The 17,034-nt window shown below is 40.0% G+C and carries 16 protein-coding genes and 1 pseudogene; 11 read left to right on the forward strand and 6 right to left on the reverse strand.

Annotated elements, in window-relative coordinates; all coding sequences use genetic code 11:
* Positions 1-4 precede the first annotated feature (4 nt).
* Genes KK060_RS16750 through KK060_RS16760 form a run of 3 tightly spaced genes read right to left on the reverse strand, consistent with a single transcriptional unit; the run spans position 5 to position 3,640 of the window.
* The gene (locus tag KK060_RS16750) at positions 5-1,081 is read right to left on the reverse strand and encodes a histidine kinase (RefSeq protein WP_254154921.1); all 1,077 of its coding nucleotides are present in this window, start codon (positions 1,079-1,081) and stop codon (positions 5-7) included.
* Positions 1,078-2,157 (reverse strand): sensor histidine kinase, encoded by a 1,080-nt coding sequence (locus KK060_RS16755; RefSeq protein WP_254154922.1) that lies wholly within the window; start codon positions 2,155-2,157, stop codon positions 1,078-1,080. Before KK060_RS16755 ends, KK060_RS16750 begins: the two co-directional genes overlap by 4 nt.
* A gap of 43 nt (positions 2,158-2,200) precedes the next feature.
* Positions 2,201-3,640, reverse strand: coding sequence for a hypothetical protein (locus KK060_RS16760; protein ID WP_254154923.1), 1,440 nt, complete (start codon positions 3,638-3,640; stop codon positions 2,201-2,203).
* A gap of 241 nt (positions 3,641-3,881) precedes the next feature.
* Here KK060_RS16760 and KK060_RS16765 point away from each other — a divergent pair, with 241 nt between their 5' ends.
* The 8 genes from KK060_RS16765 (at position 3,882) to KK060_RS16800 (ending at position 12,493) form a co-directional block, all read left to right on the forward strand.
* Positions 3,882-5,606 (forward strand): amidohydrolase family protein, encoded by a 1,725-nt coding sequence (locus KK060_RS16765; RefSeq protein ID WP_254154924.1) that lies wholly within the window; start codon positions 3,882-3,884, stop codon positions 5,604-5,606.
* An 11-nt stretch (positions 5,607-5,617) separates the two neighbouring features.
* Positions 5,618-6,994 (forward strand): amidohydrolase, encoded by a 1,377-nt coding sequence (locus KK060_RS16770; protein ID WP_254154925.1) that lies wholly within the window; start codon positions 5,618-5,620, stop codon positions 6,992-6,994.
* A complete protein-coding gene (locus KK060_RS16775) occupies positions 6,994-8,298 on the forward strand; it encodes an amidohydrolase family protein (protein WP_254154926.1) in 1,305 nt (434 codons plus the stop codon). The genes KK060_RS16770 and KK060_RS16775 overlap by 1 nt, the downstream gene beginning before the upstream one ends.
* Positions 8,299-8,361: 63 nt before the next feature.
* Positions 8,362-9,273 carry a YitT family protein gene (locus KK060_RS16780; protein WP_254154927.1) on the forward strand — a complete coding sequence of 304 codons (912 nt, stop codon included), beginning with the start codon at positions 8,362-8,364 and terminating at the stop codon, positions 9,271-9,273.
* A gap of 427 nt (positions 9,274-9,700) precedes the next feature.
* Entirely contained in the window at positions 9,701-10,210 is a 510-nt protein-coding gene (locus KK060_RS16785) for an NADH-quinone oxidoreductase subunit A (protein ID WP_254154928.1), read from the forward strand.
* Position 10,211: 1 nt separating this feature from the next.
* Positions 10,212-10,745, forward strand: coding sequence for an NADH-quinone oxidoreductase subunit B (locus KK060_RS16790; RefSeq protein ID WP_254154929.1), 534 nt, complete (start codon positions 10,212-10,214; stop codon positions 10,743-10,745).
* Complete coding sequence (locus KK060_RS16795; protein ID WP_254154930.1) at positions 10,732-11,217, forward strand: NADH-quinone oxidoreductase subunit C; 486 nt, start codon at positions 10,732-10,734, stop codon at positions 11,215-11,217. The genes KK060_RS16790 and KK060_RS16795 overlap by 14 nt, the downstream gene beginning before the upstream one ends.
* Positions 11,218-11,272: 55 nt before the next feature.
* Positions 11,273-12,493 carry an NADH-quinone oxidoreductase subunit D gene (locus tag KK060_RS16800; protein WP_254154931.1) on the forward strand — a complete coding sequence of 407 codons (1,221 nt, stop codon included), beginning with the start codon at positions 11,273-11,275 and terminating at the stop codon, positions 12,491-12,493.
* On the opposite strand, the gene KK060_RS16805 is transcribed toward KK060_RS16800, so the two are convergent.
* Together KK060_RS16805 and KK060_RS16810 are read right to left on the reverse strand one after the other, a co-directional pair.
* Complete coding sequence (locus tag KK060_RS16805; protein ID WP_254154944.1) at positions 12,494-12,637, reverse strand: hypothetical protein; 144 nt, start codon at positions 12,635-12,637, stop codon at positions 12,494-12,496.
* Positions 12,582-13,076, reverse strand: a pseudogene (locus KK060_RS16810) (Uma2 family endonuclease). Before KK060_RS16810 ends, KK060_RS16805 begins: the two are co-directional and overlap by 56 nt.
* 57 nt (positions 13,077-13,133) lie before the next feature.
* Between KK060_RS16810 and KK060_RS16815 the strand changes: the two are divergent.
* A complete protein-coding gene (locus KK060_RS16815; protein WP_254154932.1) occupies positions 13,134-14,636 on the forward strand; it encodes an NAD(P)H-hydrate dehydratase in 1,503 nt (500 codons plus the stop codon).
* 116 nt (positions 14,637-14,752) lie between these two features.
* On the forward strand, positions 14,753-15,109 hold the full coding sequence (locus KK060_RS16820; RefSeq protein WP_254154933.1) for a T9SS type A sorting domain-containing protein: 357 nt from the start codon (positions 14,753-14,755) through the stop codon (positions 15,107-15,109).
* Here the strand turns inward: KK060_RS16820 and KK060_RS16825 are convergent.
* Positions 15,106-16,137 (reverse strand): threonine aldolase family protein, encoded by a 1,032-nt coding sequence (locus tag KK060_RS16825; RefSeq protein WP_254154934.1) that lies wholly within the window; start codon positions 16,135-16,137, stop codon positions 15,106-15,108. The genes KK060_RS16820 and KK060_RS16825 overlap by 4 nt on opposite strands.
* Before the next feature lie 75 nt (positions 16,138-16,212).
* On the opposite strand from KK060_RS16825, the gene KK060_RS16830 reads away from it, so the two are divergent.
* Positions 16,213-17,031 carry a universal stress protein gene (locus KK060_RS16830; protein ID WP_254154935.1) on the forward strand — a complete coding sequence of 273 codons (819 nt, stop codon included), beginning with the start codon at positions 16,213-16,215 and terminating at the stop codon, positions 17,029-17,031.
* Positions 17,032-17,034 lie beyond the last annotated feature (3 nt).

The following is a 17,034-nucleotide window of genomic DNA, read 5'->3' on the forward strand; positions in this document are numbered from 1 at the left end:
TTTCTCAAACTTCTTCTGCGATACGTATTAACGGTAATTTAATATAATTTTCGTCGTATGCTTTTACCCTGATAACCGGCAAGTCAGTGTAAAGCGTGTAAGACTTCTGTAGTCTTGTTATTGCATTTGTACTTGTTTCATGAAGAATTAGCCGTTCGTTAAGCTTGGCTTGCACTGTAAGATAATCATCCTCAATATAACAGTTAATGACAAATGGTTCAAAGCGTGTGACGATGGTGTTTCTAACCATACTTTCGATAATGATAGGTAGAGAACCTGGTACTAACACCGCATCCAGTTCATTCTCATCAAAAGTGGGGTTAAATTTTATCTGTCCATAATACTTTTCGTTAAGCAGTCTTACAATATTCCTTGCTGCATTAACCTCTTCTGACACAGTAACAACTTCCTGGTAGCGATTGGTAAGAACATAACGATATGTACTGGCCAGGCAATCAATATATTCCTCTGCCTGATCAATGTCCCGATACATGAGCGCAATAGTACTTTCCAGGCTCTCATAAAGCAGATCCGGATTTATTTCGTTTTTAAATTCCATCATTTCCATCTCAAGCACCTGTTGTTGTTGCTTTTCAGAGTTTATTTTTATCGTGTTTTCTTTCTGTAGGTAGTAATTGCTGAAGTACAGAACGTTATATAGCAACGCTGTTACAATGAAGATTATCGTAAATATCAGTAGTTGAGTGGTGCTGATGCTGAATCCGTAAACAGTGTTGAAATAAATTTTAAGACACGTAACAACAAGCAGTAGGGTTAACCCTGTTGTAACGAGAAGTTGAATAATTATTCTTGAAAGTGAAAAATCAGATTTAAGATATTTATGAGTCAGTATAATAATAAAGCGGATACTTTCGAATGCAATGTAAGATAAGCCAATGCATACATATACTTCCTCGCTGCTGAAGAGATCGTTGATTTGCGTTACATTATTGTTGATCAGAAGTATCAAAAGGTAGATCAATACACCATAAATAACAGGTGCAATTATTCTAAAGAGCGGATTATTGATAAAGTACCGCTTAATTTCTTTATGAAATGCTGCCGATGGTAACTTACTCATGCTGAGAATTTATGTTCTGCAAACTCAGTGGCTGAATGAATAACAGGTAAAGAGACCATAAACTTTTCATCATCCTTTATTTGTATAGCAGTATTGGTAAAAAACTGGTAACGTCTTTTAATGTTTTCCAGCCCCACATGAAATGAGTTAATTGATTTACTGCTCTCGGTCTTGGTATTTATTACTTTTAAAAATGTATTGTCTTGCGCTGTAATGTAAATGAAGAGTTTTTTGTCGCCTGAAAGATTATTGTGCTTTACTGCGTTCTCTACCAGCATCTGCAATGTCAACGGAGGAATTTTAGTATTCATAATACCCGAAGGCACATTGATATCCAAATCAAGTTGTTGTTGAAATCGTATTCTTAGCAAGTAATAATACGACTTTACAAATTCTAACTCATCTTTTAGTAACACATACTTCTTATCCTGAGTAGAAAGTATATATTGATAGGTTTGTGCTAACCTTCTTATAAACTGCTCCGCTGATGGCAGGTCTTTGAATAGAAGCGATGAAATTGTATTAAGACTATTAAACAGATAATGAGGACTTACCTGTGCTTTCAGTGCTTCAAACTGTAGTTCCAATTGCCTTCTTTCGTTCTGTAAGTTTTCAATTTGTGCTACTGCGTAATGTTGGTAAGAGTAGAGCAAGGCATAGATTATCTTATAAATGAATACAGATGCAAGCATGAGTATTCCAATCTTCCAAATAACATCATCATCGTTTACTGAAAGGCCTCTTCCAAACACGTTTACAGGAAAAATATTGGTGAAAAGAACTGCTGAAGCTAAACAAATAGCAAGGGAAATAATTACGTTAACAAAATAACCTGTAATAAATCTGGCTGCAAAATTATTCTTCCATGCTATCCATCTATCCAGTAAAGTATTTGCCAGATATATCGAAGAGCTCACTATTGCTCCTGTTAATATGCTTAACAGGATGCCATTGAGGTTTTCTGAAACAGAAAGAAATTTGCCACTCTCGCTAAAGTAAAGGTATCCATAGAAGAGCACCATGAGAATAGCCCCTACAGTAATGATAAAGGTCCACTTCCGGAAAATCACTTGCATCTTCTTAAACTTGTAATCTAAGATACTACTTATATTGAATTAGTTACTCAATTGCTTTCAAGGCTCTGCCGTAATATGTTTCAGAATCTATACTTTTTGCTGCATGACGGTATGCGTCTTTTACAGACGCATCTGCTGTTTTTACCTGTGGTGCAAGGCGCTGTAGCACAGAAGAAAGATAATGATCTGAATCTATCGTTTCTGTCGCCTTTAGTATTTGAATAAGTTGAGCACTACTTAAATCTTTTTTAGCAAATTCTTCAAATACATTCGAAGCATAGGTGGATGAGTTTAAGCTGCCTGCAGCTTGTAGCAATTGTTGTAATGATTCGTTGTTGAGCTTTTGATTTTGCAGAATCTTTGTTATCGTAATTGATGCATAGTAATCAGAGCTTACTGAGTTTCGCAACACGTTCGCAATATCTATTTGCAAGCTTGGATCTAGCTGTGTTTTTTCTGCTAATGAATTAAATACGGAAGTCTTGTAGTAATCGGACCCAACATCAGAAAGAGCGTCTATAACAACTTTAGTGGAGGTATTGGAAATACTTCCATTCTTAAGTGCTTTTTCAAGAACCTGTGTTCTGTAGTAATCAGAAGAAATGTTTTTTGAAGTAACAATAACTTCATTTAATGTTTCATTATCTAGTGTTTTGCTTTCCAGTAAAGAGGTAAGTACTACTGACAAATAATAATCAGAGTTTATGGTAGACGCAGATCGCAGGATTGTTTTTATCTGAGGAAGTGATGCAGTAGAACTTTTTAATGCGTCTTTTAACACCATTGACTTATAGTAATCCGAGCTGATATCTTCAGTAGCTTTATAGAAGGCATTTGCTGCTTCTGGTGTTACCAGCAGCTTTTTTATATTATCCTTTAATAAGGCCGAGAGATAGTAATCTGAGTTTATTTCATTTGAAAGTGTCGAAATCACATTCGGAATTTCCGTCGCAGGAAGATTTTTATCGAGTAGCAATTTTCCATAATGTGCTTTTATGTAGTCCCCTTCTAATCGTTCGATCTCCTCCAAAACAGCGGTTGTACCTCCCTTAATATAAAACCTGTTAACTCTGTCTTCGGCGCCGATGGTCGACGAACGTACAAGCTCAGGGAGAATTTCTCCTAACCAGGCTTTGCCATTTTCCCAGCCCATCTTGGTTCTGCCCTCATAGTACTCTTTTTTAACCTTTCCGCCCCCTTGGGATTCAATGATCACAGTGCGCTTACTTCCAAAAACGGTTTTGTTAATTTCAAGGTAGCCATCATCAGATATGCTCTTGATGTCTTTATCATCGTCGGTAAGTTCAATTTTGCCACGTAGTTCAATATTAAAATCAGATGTCGGTGTCGAGGTCTTCCAGCGTTGCACCCCATTTTTTTCGTTAACAACAATCGTTTTTCCTATTGATGCTGAAGCTTCCTGGCAGTAGGCCGATTTCCCAATAAGGGCGATTGTTATTAATCCTAAAAACAACTTTTTCATATTCATAACCATGTTTATCTCTTACCTCCATTATACGCTACAATTATGGCAGTAAGATTCACGGTATAAAAGAGATGTGTATTGAAGTGTTAAAGTAGTGTACTGAACTGTATAATGCGTTATTGTTGCCTTTTAAACTGCCTCTGGTGCCAGAACTTAATCATTATCGCCATTGGTGTATATGGTTATGCAAACATGGTATTTCTAAGCTATTTTTCGATTTAAACCTAAACTTAATAGAATGAGAAAACCCTGTTGTAAACGCTTTGGGGTGATGGTTTTGTTTACTATGCTTTTTGCGGGATTTGCAGAAGCGCAGTTTCAACAGTCACAACCAGAGCCTAAAGAGTTGTCCCCTGTTTCGCGAACTTATGCGATCACAAATGCTACCATTTTTCAGGCTCCCGGTAGAAAAATTGACCGCGGAACGATAGTCCTCAAAGATGGCCTTATTACTTCTGTAGGAAAAAATGTTTCTATTCCTCCTGATGCAATTGTAATTAAAGGAGACAGCCTTCATATATATGCCGGGTTCATTGATGGGTTGTCTCATGCAGGTGTCACAAAGCCGAAAGATGAATCAAATCGTGAAAGGCCAAAAGATCCAGGCAATCCTTCGCCGGAAATTGCAGGCATTACACCTTACCAGGATGTAAGAACCTCGTTAAACCCAACAGACAAAAGCGTAGAAGACTTACGTGCCGCAGGTTTTACTGTCACACAGGTAATTCCTTATGGAGGTATGCTTCCAGGTACAGGTGCTATCATTTCTTTAACAGGCAAAACGGCAGATGAAATGATTCTTGCTGGCAAGTCAGTTTTCTATTCTGAGCTTGCCCCTGCACAAAGGGTATATCCAAGTACAGTAATTGGAGTGATGGCCAAATGGCGTGAAATGTATCGTCAGGCAACACTTGCTAAGAACTACGAAACTTTATATGCTTCAAACAAAGCGGGCTTAAATCGCCCTGCGTCCGATAGGAGCCTCGAAGCTTTTTATCCTGTTATTGACAAAAAACTACCTGTGCTTTTTGAGGCTGACAAGTATCTTGATATACAACGCGTTCTTGCCTTACAAGCTGACTTTGGCTTTTCTGTGATTGTTGGCGATGTAAAAGAAGGCTGGGATGCCATTGATAAACTCAAGGCTGCAGGTGCTAAGGTGTTTTTAAGCCTTGAATTACCTGAGGAGAAAAAGGATAAAAAAGATGATAAAAACCCGCCGAAAAAGGAAGAGCCAAAGAAGGATGATAGCGCTAAAGCTGATCCTGAAAAAGAAGCGCTTGAGAAACGCAAGGCCGAGTCTATCAAGCAATATATAGGTCAGGCTGCAACATTTAAAAAGGCAGGAATACCGTTCGGGTTCTCAACACTCACGGTTAAAACATCCGATATACAATCTAACTTGCGTAAAATGATTGCATCAGGCTTAACAGAAGATGATGCACTTGCAGCGTTAACAACATCTCCTGCACAACTTCTCGGTCTTTCAGATCGCCTCGGAAGTGTTGATCAGGGAAAGATTGCAAACCTTGTTATCAGTGACAAGCCATATTTTAATGAAAAAGCAAAGGTGCGCTATGTTTTCGTGGATGGACTTATGTATAAATATGATCCTAAAGAACAACCCAAAACAGATGTGCCTGCGGGCATTAATATTACAGGAACATGGACTGTAACAACACAAACAGCAGCGCAGAAGCAGGAAGAGAAGGTAACATTTACCAAAGAAGGTAACACGTATTCAGGGTCAATAACCGGAGCAGGTATGTCACAGGCAGTTGCTCTTGAAGGTATAGAACTTACTGGTAATAAACTTAAATACAGCTACACCACACAGGCAGAAGGACAGTCACTGAAAGTAAATGTAGAGGCAACCATTGCGGGAAACACTTTTAAAGGTACATCAAGCGCTGGCAGTTCAACCTCATTTTCTATAGAAGGTAAAAAAGATCCAAAAAGGTAAGAAGCTGAATTATGAAGAAGATAATTTTAATGATATGCCTTTCCATTTTTATAAATGAGATAAAGGCACAAAGTCAGCAAGGCAACATGCTGATAAAAAACGGAACAGTACTTACAGTAACCAAAGGTACACTTGAGGCTACAGATGTGCTTGTACGAAATGGGAAGATTGCGCAGATAGGTAAAAACATAAGCGCACCATCAGGTTTTTCGGTGGTAGATGCCACAGGTATGTTTGTGATGCCTGGAATAATTGATGCTCATTCTCACGCAGGTATTGATGCCATTAATGAAGCTACAAGCCCTGTAACTTCCGAAGTATTTACAGGAGATGCCATCAATCCATTTCAAATGTCTTTATACAGAGCTCTTGCAGGAGGTGTAACAACAATTCACGCCATGCATGGCTCAGCCAATGCCATCGGTGGACAGTGTGAAACACTTAAGCTTCGCTATGGAGTTAAGGATCCTGAGCAGTTGAGAATGGAAGGGGCGCCACGCACAATTAAATTTGCATTGGGAGAAAATCCGACAAGGGTACATGGCGGAAGCGGTATTGTTCCCAGAACGAGAATGGGTGTTGAGTTTGTTATTCGTCAGGCTTTTTCACAGGCAAAGGAATATATGACGCAGTGGGATAACTACAACAAACAAAAACAGCAGAAGGGCTTTCGTGGTATGCCTCCTGCATACAATGCAAGATTGGAGACCCTTGCGGAAATTTTAAAAGGCAATATCTGGATCCATTGCCATAGCTATAGAGCTGATGAGCTTCAGATGTTGCTTAAAGTCTGCAAAGATTTTGGTATTAAGAAAATTGTATTTCAACATGTTAACGAAGGCTTTAAAGTTGCACCTGAGCTGGCAGCTTATGGAGCTATGGCATCTGTTTTCTCAGATTGGTGGGCATACAAGCTTGAGGTGTATTACTCTACTGCATATAATGCAGCTATTCTTACGAAGAACGGTGTAGTTACATCCATTAATTCTGATGATGCAGAACTAATGCGCCATCTTTATCATGAAGCTGCTAAGACACAGAAGTACGGTGCACTTACCGATGAAGAAGCACTTTCATTGATCACCATTAACCCTGCAAAACAGTTAGGTATCGACAACAGGGTTGGTTCTATTGAAGTAGGCAAGGAGGCAGATATAGCCATCTTCAACAATCATCCGCTCTCTATTTACACCGTTCCAATGATGACTATTGTTGATGGGGTTGTGAGATTTGACCGTGAAAAGGATCCTGCAGACATGAGGATTTACGTTGATCCTAAGCAAGATCTTGACGCTGTTTCTCTTCAAGAAGATTACCAGGTAGATCGTTGTATGGAAGGAGCAGAGTTTATGTTTGAAAATATTTTTGGTGCTAACTTAGAAGAATAATGAAGATCTTACAATATAGATTTCTTACAGTTTTACTTTTGCTTTGTGCAGGCACAACTTATCCGCAGAACCCAAAAGCAAAGTTTGGTACTTATGCATTAACCAATGCATCTATCGAAACGATTACAAAAGGTGTAATTAACAACGGCACAGTGGTTATCAGTAACGGCAAGATTGCCGCGGTAGGAACCAACGTGCAGATTCCGCAAGGTGCTGAAGTAATTGATTGTAAAGGAAAGTGGATCTACCCCGGAATGATTGATGGCGGAACAAAGGCTGGGTTATTTGAATTTGGCCAGGTGGCACAAGCAAATGATGTTACTGAGCTTGGAGATGTAATTCCACAGATGAAGGCACTTACCGCTATAAATCCTAACTCTGCAGGTATTCCGATAACAAGAATAAGTGGCGTTACCACAACACTTACCGTTCCAGGAGGCGAATTATTTGCTGGTACTGCTGCGTTGGTAAATCTTCATGGATACACACCAGATCAAATGGCAGTAGGCTTTCAGGCCGTTGTACTTAATTATCCCCGTACGGGAAGAAGAGGTTTCTTCGACAGAAGAACCGATGAGGAAATAAAGAAGGCAACAGATAAAGCAATACAACGGGTCAACGAAGTTTGGGACAAAGCCGTTGAATATCACAAGCTTGACTCCGCAACAAAGGGAAAAATGCAGTACTACCCCGAGATGCAAGCACTTTTACCAGTGGTGCGTGGCGAAATGACTTTGATTATTGATGTAGATGCAGCGAAAGATATTCAGGCTGCCATTAAATGGGTTGGTGAAAAGAAAATAAAGAAAGTCATTCTTTCTGGTGTAGCTGAGGGGTGGCGTGTAGCGGACGAGATAGCTAAGGCCAATATTCCTGTTATTGCAGGTCCTGTATTAAGTCTTCCTACCAGAGATTATGATAAGTATGACAGACCTTATTCAAATCCTGGTTCATTAAGAAAGGCAGGTGTAAAAGTGGCTATTAAGACAGAAGATGACAATGTTAATTATAGAAACCTGCCTTACCATGCAGGATTTGCTGCTGCTTATGGCATGGGACGCGAAGAAGCACTAAGAGCTGTAACTATTGTTCCTGCTGAAATATTTGGTGTAGCTGATAGACTCGGATCTATTGAACAGGGTAAGAGCGCAACATTATTCGTGTGTGATGGAGATCCTTTTGAAACAAAAACACAAGTATCAAATGTGTTTATCGATGGATGGAACATTCCAATGGTTAGCAGGCAAACGTTATTATATGACGAATTCCTGAATCGCGAGCCCGGACTGACAAAAGAGAAATGATAAAATTAAAGTGAATAAAAAAGCCACAGCGAAGTCTGTGGCTTTTTTATTATTTTACATACAATGTCTACTGTACAACGGTTTCAAAAGTTAAATGCGCTTCGTGTAAAAAGAATAAACATAGCACGGAGAATCAAGGACTTCTTCTTTATTTCAACAGGTATCATGTCTGCAGCTTTTGGATTAAAAAGCTTCTTGTTGCCCAACGAATTTTTAGATGGAGGCGCTGTAGGTATTTCGTTGTTGTTAAGTGTGCTAACCGATGTCAACCTTTCCTACCTTATTGTTATTGTCAACATTCCTTTTATTATAATCGGATACACACAGGTTTCGAAAATGTTTGCAGTGAAAACACTCACTGCGATTATTGTGCTGGCACTTGTCATCGCCTTGATTCAATTTCCGTTAGTAACAAAAGACACCCTTCTTATTTCCGTATTTGGTGGCTTCTTTTTAGGATTAGGAATTGGCCTCTCCATAAGAGGAGGCAGTGTACTCGATGGAACGGAAGTACTGGCGATCTACACCAGCAGGAAAACCACTCTTACTGTAGGCGATTTTATTTTAATACTGAATATCGGCATCTTCTCCATTGCTGCTTATTTTGTAAGTATCGAAACTGCTCTGTATGCCATTCTCACCTACCTGGTGGCATCTAAGACAGTGGATTTTGTAGTGCACGGAATAGAGGAGTACACGAGTGTAATTATAGTATCAGAAAAAAGCGATGAGATTAAGAAAGCCATTATCAATAGAATGGGTAGGGGAGTAACGGTTTTAAAAGGTAAAAGCGGTTATGGCAAACATGGCCTTCGCGAAACGGACACTGATGTGCTGTATACTGTAATTACCCGCCTCGAGCTTCAGAAACTGAAGACCGAAATAGCCAAAATAGATGAGGAAGCTTTTATGGTCGAAAACAGCGTAAATGACACGCGCGGAGGTATGATCAAAAAGAGACCGCTTCATGACTAGCTTCCTGTCACCTGTCTTTACGAAATGCCGCCGGCACACCTACCCAAACTTAAGGCTGACCATTCTTATGAAGTAAACACTTAATCTAGTAGTGGTGGCGGTGTAGTGGCGGTTTAGAGTAGATTCTATGGATAATTAGTGTAAAATCGGGGAAAATAGGCTGTAGATACGGTTTTTCTAGGCAAAAAGGGCCTTTTTCCCTACCTGCACCGAACCACCACCCTAGCTAGACCCTATCTCAATGAGAGCGACAAGGATGCCATATGGAAACCATCCTGGTTGCCGTTCTATCTATTTCATGGCCCGTTCTTGCCGGCAGCCTATTCTTTCTGGTGAAGGGGCATATCCCGTAAGGTTATGTTGTAGCTCTTGAACTCATGTTTTTTGCGTCTTTTTATAACTGGTTCTTTGCTTATATTTGGTCGTTGTGAAAGCTGATCAGATTTATATCTCAGAGTTTGGTGAAATACTCCTGTTTATTATTGGGGGCATTCTTTTTCTTGTGATCACATTGTTTGTCTCCCGGTTAATTCGTCCTAACCGCCCTAATGCCGAAAAGCTTTCTACTTACGAAAGTGGTGAGGAACCGATCAGCTCTGCGTGGACACAGTTTAACCTTCAGTTCTACATTGTAGCGCTTATCTTTCTTTTGTTCGAGGTGGAGATCATCTTTCTTTTTCCGTGGGCAACGATCTTTGCTAAAAAAGAATTTATGGAACAAACAGGGGGCCAGTGGGGTTGGTTTACTGTAGCAGAAGCAGTGATCTTTGTTCTTATACTCGCGCTTGGCCTTGCTTATGCGTGGGTAAATGGCCACTTGGATTGGATAAAACCAGTTCCGAAGCCTACGCCATTTAAATCACCTGTTCCTCCTCAGTTTTATAAAGATATTAATGAACGATATGCCAACGGCAAACAGTCGGAGGCAAAGGACTAATATGAAGGGATTACTCGACCAGCGTTTTGAAAACGGTGGATTTATTCTTACCAAATTGGAAGACCTGATTAATTGGGCCAGGTTATCATCAATGTTTCCCATGACTTTTGGTATCGCTTGTTGTGCTATTGAATTTATGAGTACCGGTACCACGGCTTATGATATGGAAAGATTTGGTATGGCGCCGCGTGCTTCACCTCGCCAAACGGATGTGATGATTGTTGCAGGAACTGTAACTTTTAAAATGGCTGAACGAATTAAGCGGCTCTACGAGCAAATGGCGGAGCCTCGCTATGTTGTGTCTATGGGTTCCTGCTCTAACTGCGGAGGGCCGTACTGGCAACATGGTTACCATGTTGTAAAGGGTGTTGATCGGATCATTCCTGTAGATGTTTATGTCCCTGGTTGTCCTCCAAGACCTGAAGCATTAATAGGAGGCTTCCTTAAGTTGCAGGAAAAGATCAGAAATGAAAGTTTAGTTGCTCCCAAGGCCGTAGAAAAACTATTAGCCAAAGAAGAAAATGTTGTCGTTTGATCAGGTATTTACGCTCGTTAAGGATACGTGCACGCATGGCGATGTAGTTGTTGATGAAAACGCTACACCAAAAAACATCAGGGTGCCTGCTGAAGATCTTAAAATTGTTTGTCAGGAGTTGTTTCAAAATTCTTCAACTTATTTTGATATGCTTTCGTGCATAACACCAATTGATAATGGGCCGCAAGTTGGCACATTAGAGATTGTCTATAATCTTTATTCGATACCGTTTAATTTTCAAGTAGGGCTTAAAGTTGTTTTACCTAGAGACAATGCCGAAGTTGATACATTAACCGATATCTGGAAGACAGCCAACTGGCATGAACGTGAAGCGTATGATATGTTTGGTATTAAAGTAAAGGGCCATCCTGATTTAAGAAGAATACTTCTTCCTGCCGACTGGGAAGGACATCCTCTCCGAAAGGATTATAAACAACAGGAATACTACCGCAGCATTAAGGTAGATTACTAAACTTCTTACTCCCAATGACTATTGACCAATGTCCAACTCCTAATCCCTAGCGAATATGTCATTTTCCGATATACAATTTAAGCCTAAGCCCAATGGACTAAAACTCTCTGAACCTAATAAGTTCAAAGCAGAAGATTTGCATTCGGAGGAGATGGTCATCAATCTGGGCCCTCAGCATCCGTCTACCCATGGTGTGCTAAGGCTTGAAGTGTTAATGGATGGTGAGATTATTAAAGAAGTAGTACCGCATATCGGATATCTGCACCGTTGCTTTGAAAAACATGCTGAGAACCTTCCGTATAACCAGGTAATTCCTTTTGTTGATCGCCTGGATTATGTAGCAGCCATGAATTGCGAACACATCTATGCAATGGGAGTAGAGCGCATGCTTGGTATAGCAGATCAGATTCCTAAACGTGTAGAGTATATCCGGGTGTTAATGGCAGAACTTAACAGGATAGTTTCTCACTTTATTGCTATTGGTACATATGGGATGGACATTGGAGCCTTCACGCCTTTCTTTTGGATCATGCGCGATCGGGAACACATCCTTCGTATGTTGGAATGGGCAAGTGGCTCAAGATTGCTTTACAACTACATGTGGATAGGTGGATTGTTTTATGATTTGCCTGTTGGTTTTGAAGAACGTTGTAGTGAGTTTGTAAACTATATAAAGCCGAAGCTCCAGGAACTTGAAGATATACTAATCAATAATAAAATCTTTGTAAACCGTACTGCCAACGTTGGTATCCTTCCTCTTGATCTTGCTATTAATTGCGGGGTTACGGGGCCTATACTTCGCGGATCAGGCTTGCGATTAGACCTGCGTAAAGTAGATGGCTACTCGGTATATCCGGAGCTCGATTTTAATATCCCGATAGGAGAAGGCAAGATGGGGGCATTAGGCGATTGCTGGGATAGAACCTGGGTGCGCATGCAGGAGATTTACGAATCTGTAAAGATTATAGAACAATGTCTTGATAAGCTCACCAAAGAACATAAACGGACCCGCGATTTCGATCCGCATGCACTGGTACCAAAGAAGATAAGACCTAAAGCACAGGACTTCTACATCAGGGGAGAGGGATCAAAAGGAGAATTGGGTTTTTATTTTCGTGCAGATGGTAAAAGCGATGTGCCCTTCCGTTGTAAGTGCCGCTCGTGCAGCTTTGTTAATCTTTCTGTTCTTCAGGAAATGGCCAAGGGCATTTTAATAGCCGATCTTATTGCTATTATTGGAACCATTGACGTGGTGATGGGAGAGGTAGATCGGTAGTTAGTCTTCCGAAAATAATTCATTAAGGTTAATGGCAAGTCCTGGTAAGATATCTTCACCCGTTAAGACTTCAGTAAACGGCTTTACTTCAACTTCGCCATTTTTTCTGTAGATAAAAGTTTCTTTCTTCTTCGGGTTGATCATCCATGCTTAATTGGCAACCGTTGTCTATCCATTCCTTCATTTTATCCTGAAGGGATTTAGCATCGTCACTTCCGGATAATATCTCAGCAATAAAATCAGGGCAGATATGTGCAAATCGCTTTGTGTCTTCTTTAGGAACACGAGCTCATTTTTCGTTGGTAATAACGGCAGCATCGGGAGATCGAACGGCATTGTTGGGCAAGGTAAAACCGGCATTAGAGTCAAAAACAATTCCCAGCTTTTTTTCTCTGTTCCAAGTTCCTATTTCCAGATTAAGATTGCTATTAAAAGAGGAGGTGTCTGATCCTGTTGGGGCCGTAATTAATATTTCACCATTTGCATTTCTTTCGAATTTGATAGAATCGTTTTCCTGGCAGAATTGAAAAAACTGCTCCTCAGTCATGTCGCCAATCGATTTTGTCTTGATTAAATATTCCATAAACCAGAAAGCATTTAAACAAATATACAATAATTTAAGGCCCAGTTGTTCTCGCCTATGCTTAAGATACTCGACACAAAACAGATTAAAACACTGGATCAGTTTACCATAGAAAAGGAGCCTATCGCTTCTATTGATCTGATGGAGCGGGCTTGTCGTGCTTTTGTAAATTGGTTTACTCCGCGTATAGATGCAACAAAGAAAATAGGTATCGTATGCGGCACCGGCAATAACGGTGGTGATGGACTGGGCATTGCAAGGCTGTTGAAAGATTGGGGTTACCCTGTGACGGTTTACATCGTAAAAGGTACAGGCAGTGAAACAGAAGATTTTAAAGTTAATCATGAGCGCATACAGGGAGAACTCAAGATCATAGAAATAAGCAATGAAGTTGAGTTAGCGTTGTTTGAGGAGTTCGATATTTTAATTGATGCTCTTTTCGGTTCGGGCCTATCAAGACCAGTGGAAGGTGTATATGCCAAAGTTATTGCTGCTGTTAATAATGCAGAGGCATTAACAATATCTGTCGATGTTCCTTCTGGCTTGATGGCCGATAAACCATCGACTGGTGAAATAGTAAAGGCCGACTTTACAATTACTTTTCAGTTTCCAAAGCTTGCTTTCCTTCTACCCGAAAATTATAAATACACAGGTGAATGGTCGGTTGTTGATATAGGTTTAAGTAAACAGGGATTGCGTGAATCTGCTACCAATAACTTTTACATCACCCAAAAAGCTGTTCGTAGAATTTTAAAACCGCGTTCAAAATTTAGTCACAAAGGTACCTTTGGTCACGCGTTGTTAATAGCAGGAAGTTATGGGAAGATGGGTGCATGTGTTTTGTCATCACGGGCCACACTACGAGCTGGTGTTGGACTGCTAACTGTTCATATTCCAAAATGTGGTTATCAGATTATACAGACAGCGGTGCCGGAGGCAATGGCTCTGGTAGATGATTCAGAAGAGATCTTTACCCGGCCCGGCGACTTATCAAAATACAATGTTATTGGCATTGGACCCGGGCTTGGAAAAGAAGAGCCTACCATCAAGGCCTTTGCCAAAGTGTTGGAGCAATTTAGGAAGCCGTTGGTTATTGATGCCGATGCATTAAATATCCTGTCCTCGCAACGCGAGCTTCTTCACCTTATACCTGAAAACAGTATTCTAACACCACACCCAAAGGAGTTCGAACGGCTGGTGGGTGAATGGAAAAATGATTTTGAGCGCCTTGAAAAGCAAAAACAGCTCGCTGCATCATTAAAATCAATAATTATTGTTAAAGGAGCGAATTCGTCCGTTGCTACTCCTGAGGGGCAGATTTACTTTAATTCATCAGGAAACCCGGGAATGGCTACAGGAGGAACAGGTGACGTACTTACGGGCGTATTAACTTCTTTGGTAGCACAATCCTACAACAGCGTTGAAGCAGCAATTATTGGGGTATATCTTCACGGACTTTCCGCTGATTTGGTGGCCCAGGAACGTGGAATGAGCGGTCTTATTGCTTCAGACGTCGTTGATTTCCTACCATTGGCCTACAAAAAGCTCTTAAGGGCATAAAATTACTTTAGCTATTTAAACTTTTTGCCGAGTTTAGGCATCTAAACAATATAAAACGGCTGATGAGGCTAACTTTGGTCTGAATTTTGTCGTATATTGTAATAATAAAGGTAAATATGCGTTTAGTAAAGTTCTTCGGTATTATAATAATAGGCTGTATGGCCCACTTGGGTCTGGCACAGTCACAGCCGGAGAATTCATATTCTCCTGAAGTAAGTGCAGCACAAAGCGTAGAGCTTTTTCCAAATCCAGCTGTCGAATACCTGGATGTAACCATTCAGCATCTACCAGTTGGTAAAGTAAGGGTTGCCGTACATAATATCTTAGGTAATCCTATGCCTATTGAGACTGAAATCATAGATGAGCATAGAATTCGTGTAAGAGTTAAAGACCTTGCAGCAGGCTATTATCTTTTAGCAGTAAAAGATGATGACTCCAAATTCAAAGGTGCCTTTAAATTCCTTAAACGTTAAACACGAGTTAATTGCCTCAGTTTTTCAATAAAACGATCAATATCATCCTTGGTAGTGTCAAAAGCACACATTAGCCTTACTTCAGAAGTTCTTTCATTCCAGATATAAAAGTGAGCTTCTTTTTGAAGCTCTTCAATTGTTCCTTCAGGCATTATAGCAAAAATGCCATTAGCATCTACTTTCTGTGTAAGCTTAACTCCTGGAATACCTTTTAATGCTGTTTCCAGATATTTAGCCATATTGTTAGCGTGAGAAGCACTTTTTCTCCAAAGATCATTGTCAAGTAGGGCATTAAACTGAGCGCTGATAAAACGCATCTTCGAATGGAGCTGCATGCCTTGTTTTCTTATAAAGCGAAAGTTCTCCGCAAGTTTGCTATTTAAGAATACTATTGCTTCGCCGAACATCATTCCGTTTTTTGTTCCTCCAAAAGAAAGAACATCAACACCTACGTCTCTTGTAAACGCAGCAAAGTTTGCATTGAGACTCACAGCGGCATTTGATATTCGCGAGCCATCCATATGAAAGTATAGATTATACTTCTTTGCTACAGAAGAAATTGCTTTTAGTTCTTCAATAGTGTAAACAGTTGCATACTCAGTTGATTGTGATATTGAAATAACCTTCGCCTGTGGGTGATGCTGATCATCAATACGTTGAATTCTAGCTTCAATCTGATCAGCATAGATTTTTCCGTCTTTGGTAGGAATGGTAACAAGTTTACATCCCAAAAATTTCTCCGGAGCTGTAGACTCATCAACGTTGATGTGAGCAAGATCTGAACAGATAATAGAATTAAAAGATTGCGTTGCGCTTTGAAGGCTCAGTACGTTTGCTCCTGTTCCATTGTAAACAAAGAAGACTTCAATGTTACTACCAAAGAAGCTTTTAAATTTGTTAATGGCCTCTTGTGTATATACATCAGCTCCGTAAGAGCCGGCGTGATTTTGATTCGCACGTATTAAAGCTTCCATCACTTCAGGATGAACGCCTGCATAATTATCACTGGCGAAAGTTTTCGTTGTCATTCTTGATTTAAAAACTGAAAATTAAAGGAAGATTATGAAAAAAAACTATTTTGAGGTTTGAACTTATAAACCTAAATGGTAAATATTCTTGTTCCTACTGATTTCTCTGAACTTTCTAGAATAGCAGCCCAATATGCTATTCGTATTGCAAATAAACTTGACGGTAACGTAACACTTTTGCATGCCATCGAAATGCAGGATACAGTTCGTTCTACCATTGCCAGAAAAAACAATTCTCGTCACATACTCCGTACGGCAAAAGAGAATTTTGAAACGTTTTTACAGGAAGTTGATAAACATGTTAAAGCTAAAACAGCTGTTAGATGTCGGATCTCGCGGGCCGGATCTTTTAACGAAATCGTCAAAAAGAATTCAAAACGGCTACGCACCGGTCTCATTGTAATGGGCACAAAAGGAGCGGGAGGTTTAAAAAAGGCGATTCTTGGAAGCAATACCACCACCGTTATTGATAACAGTCATGTACCTGTACTTGCTGTACCGGAAAAAGCACACTTCAAAGCCTTTAGAAATGTAATCTATGCAACTGACTTAAAACATATTGAAAGAGAGCTTGAAATACTTATTCCTTACGTTGAAAGGTTTGGTTCAATAGTTCATGTACTGCATGTAATGAAAAACGGAAGAGATATAACTTCGGTGGAAGAAAGAATTGAGAAGGCAGTTACAAATACCGGTTATAAAAACATCGTTACCATTGTAACGGTAGATACTGATATTGACGGAGCAATCCAACAATACATTGATGTTTCAAAGGCTGACCTTCTTGCTATGTTTACCCATCAAACTACTTTTTATGAAAAACTTTTTGACAGGAGCATAACAAGAAAGATGGCCTTTCATAGCACCATTCCTTTACTTGCGTTTAAGCAGTAAAAG

The sequence above is a fragment of the Chryseosolibacter indicum genome, from assembly GCF_018598585.1.
Lineage (GTDB): Bacteria > Bacteroidota > Bacteroidia > Cytophagales > Cyclobacteriaceae > Chryseosolibacter > Chryseosolibacter indicus.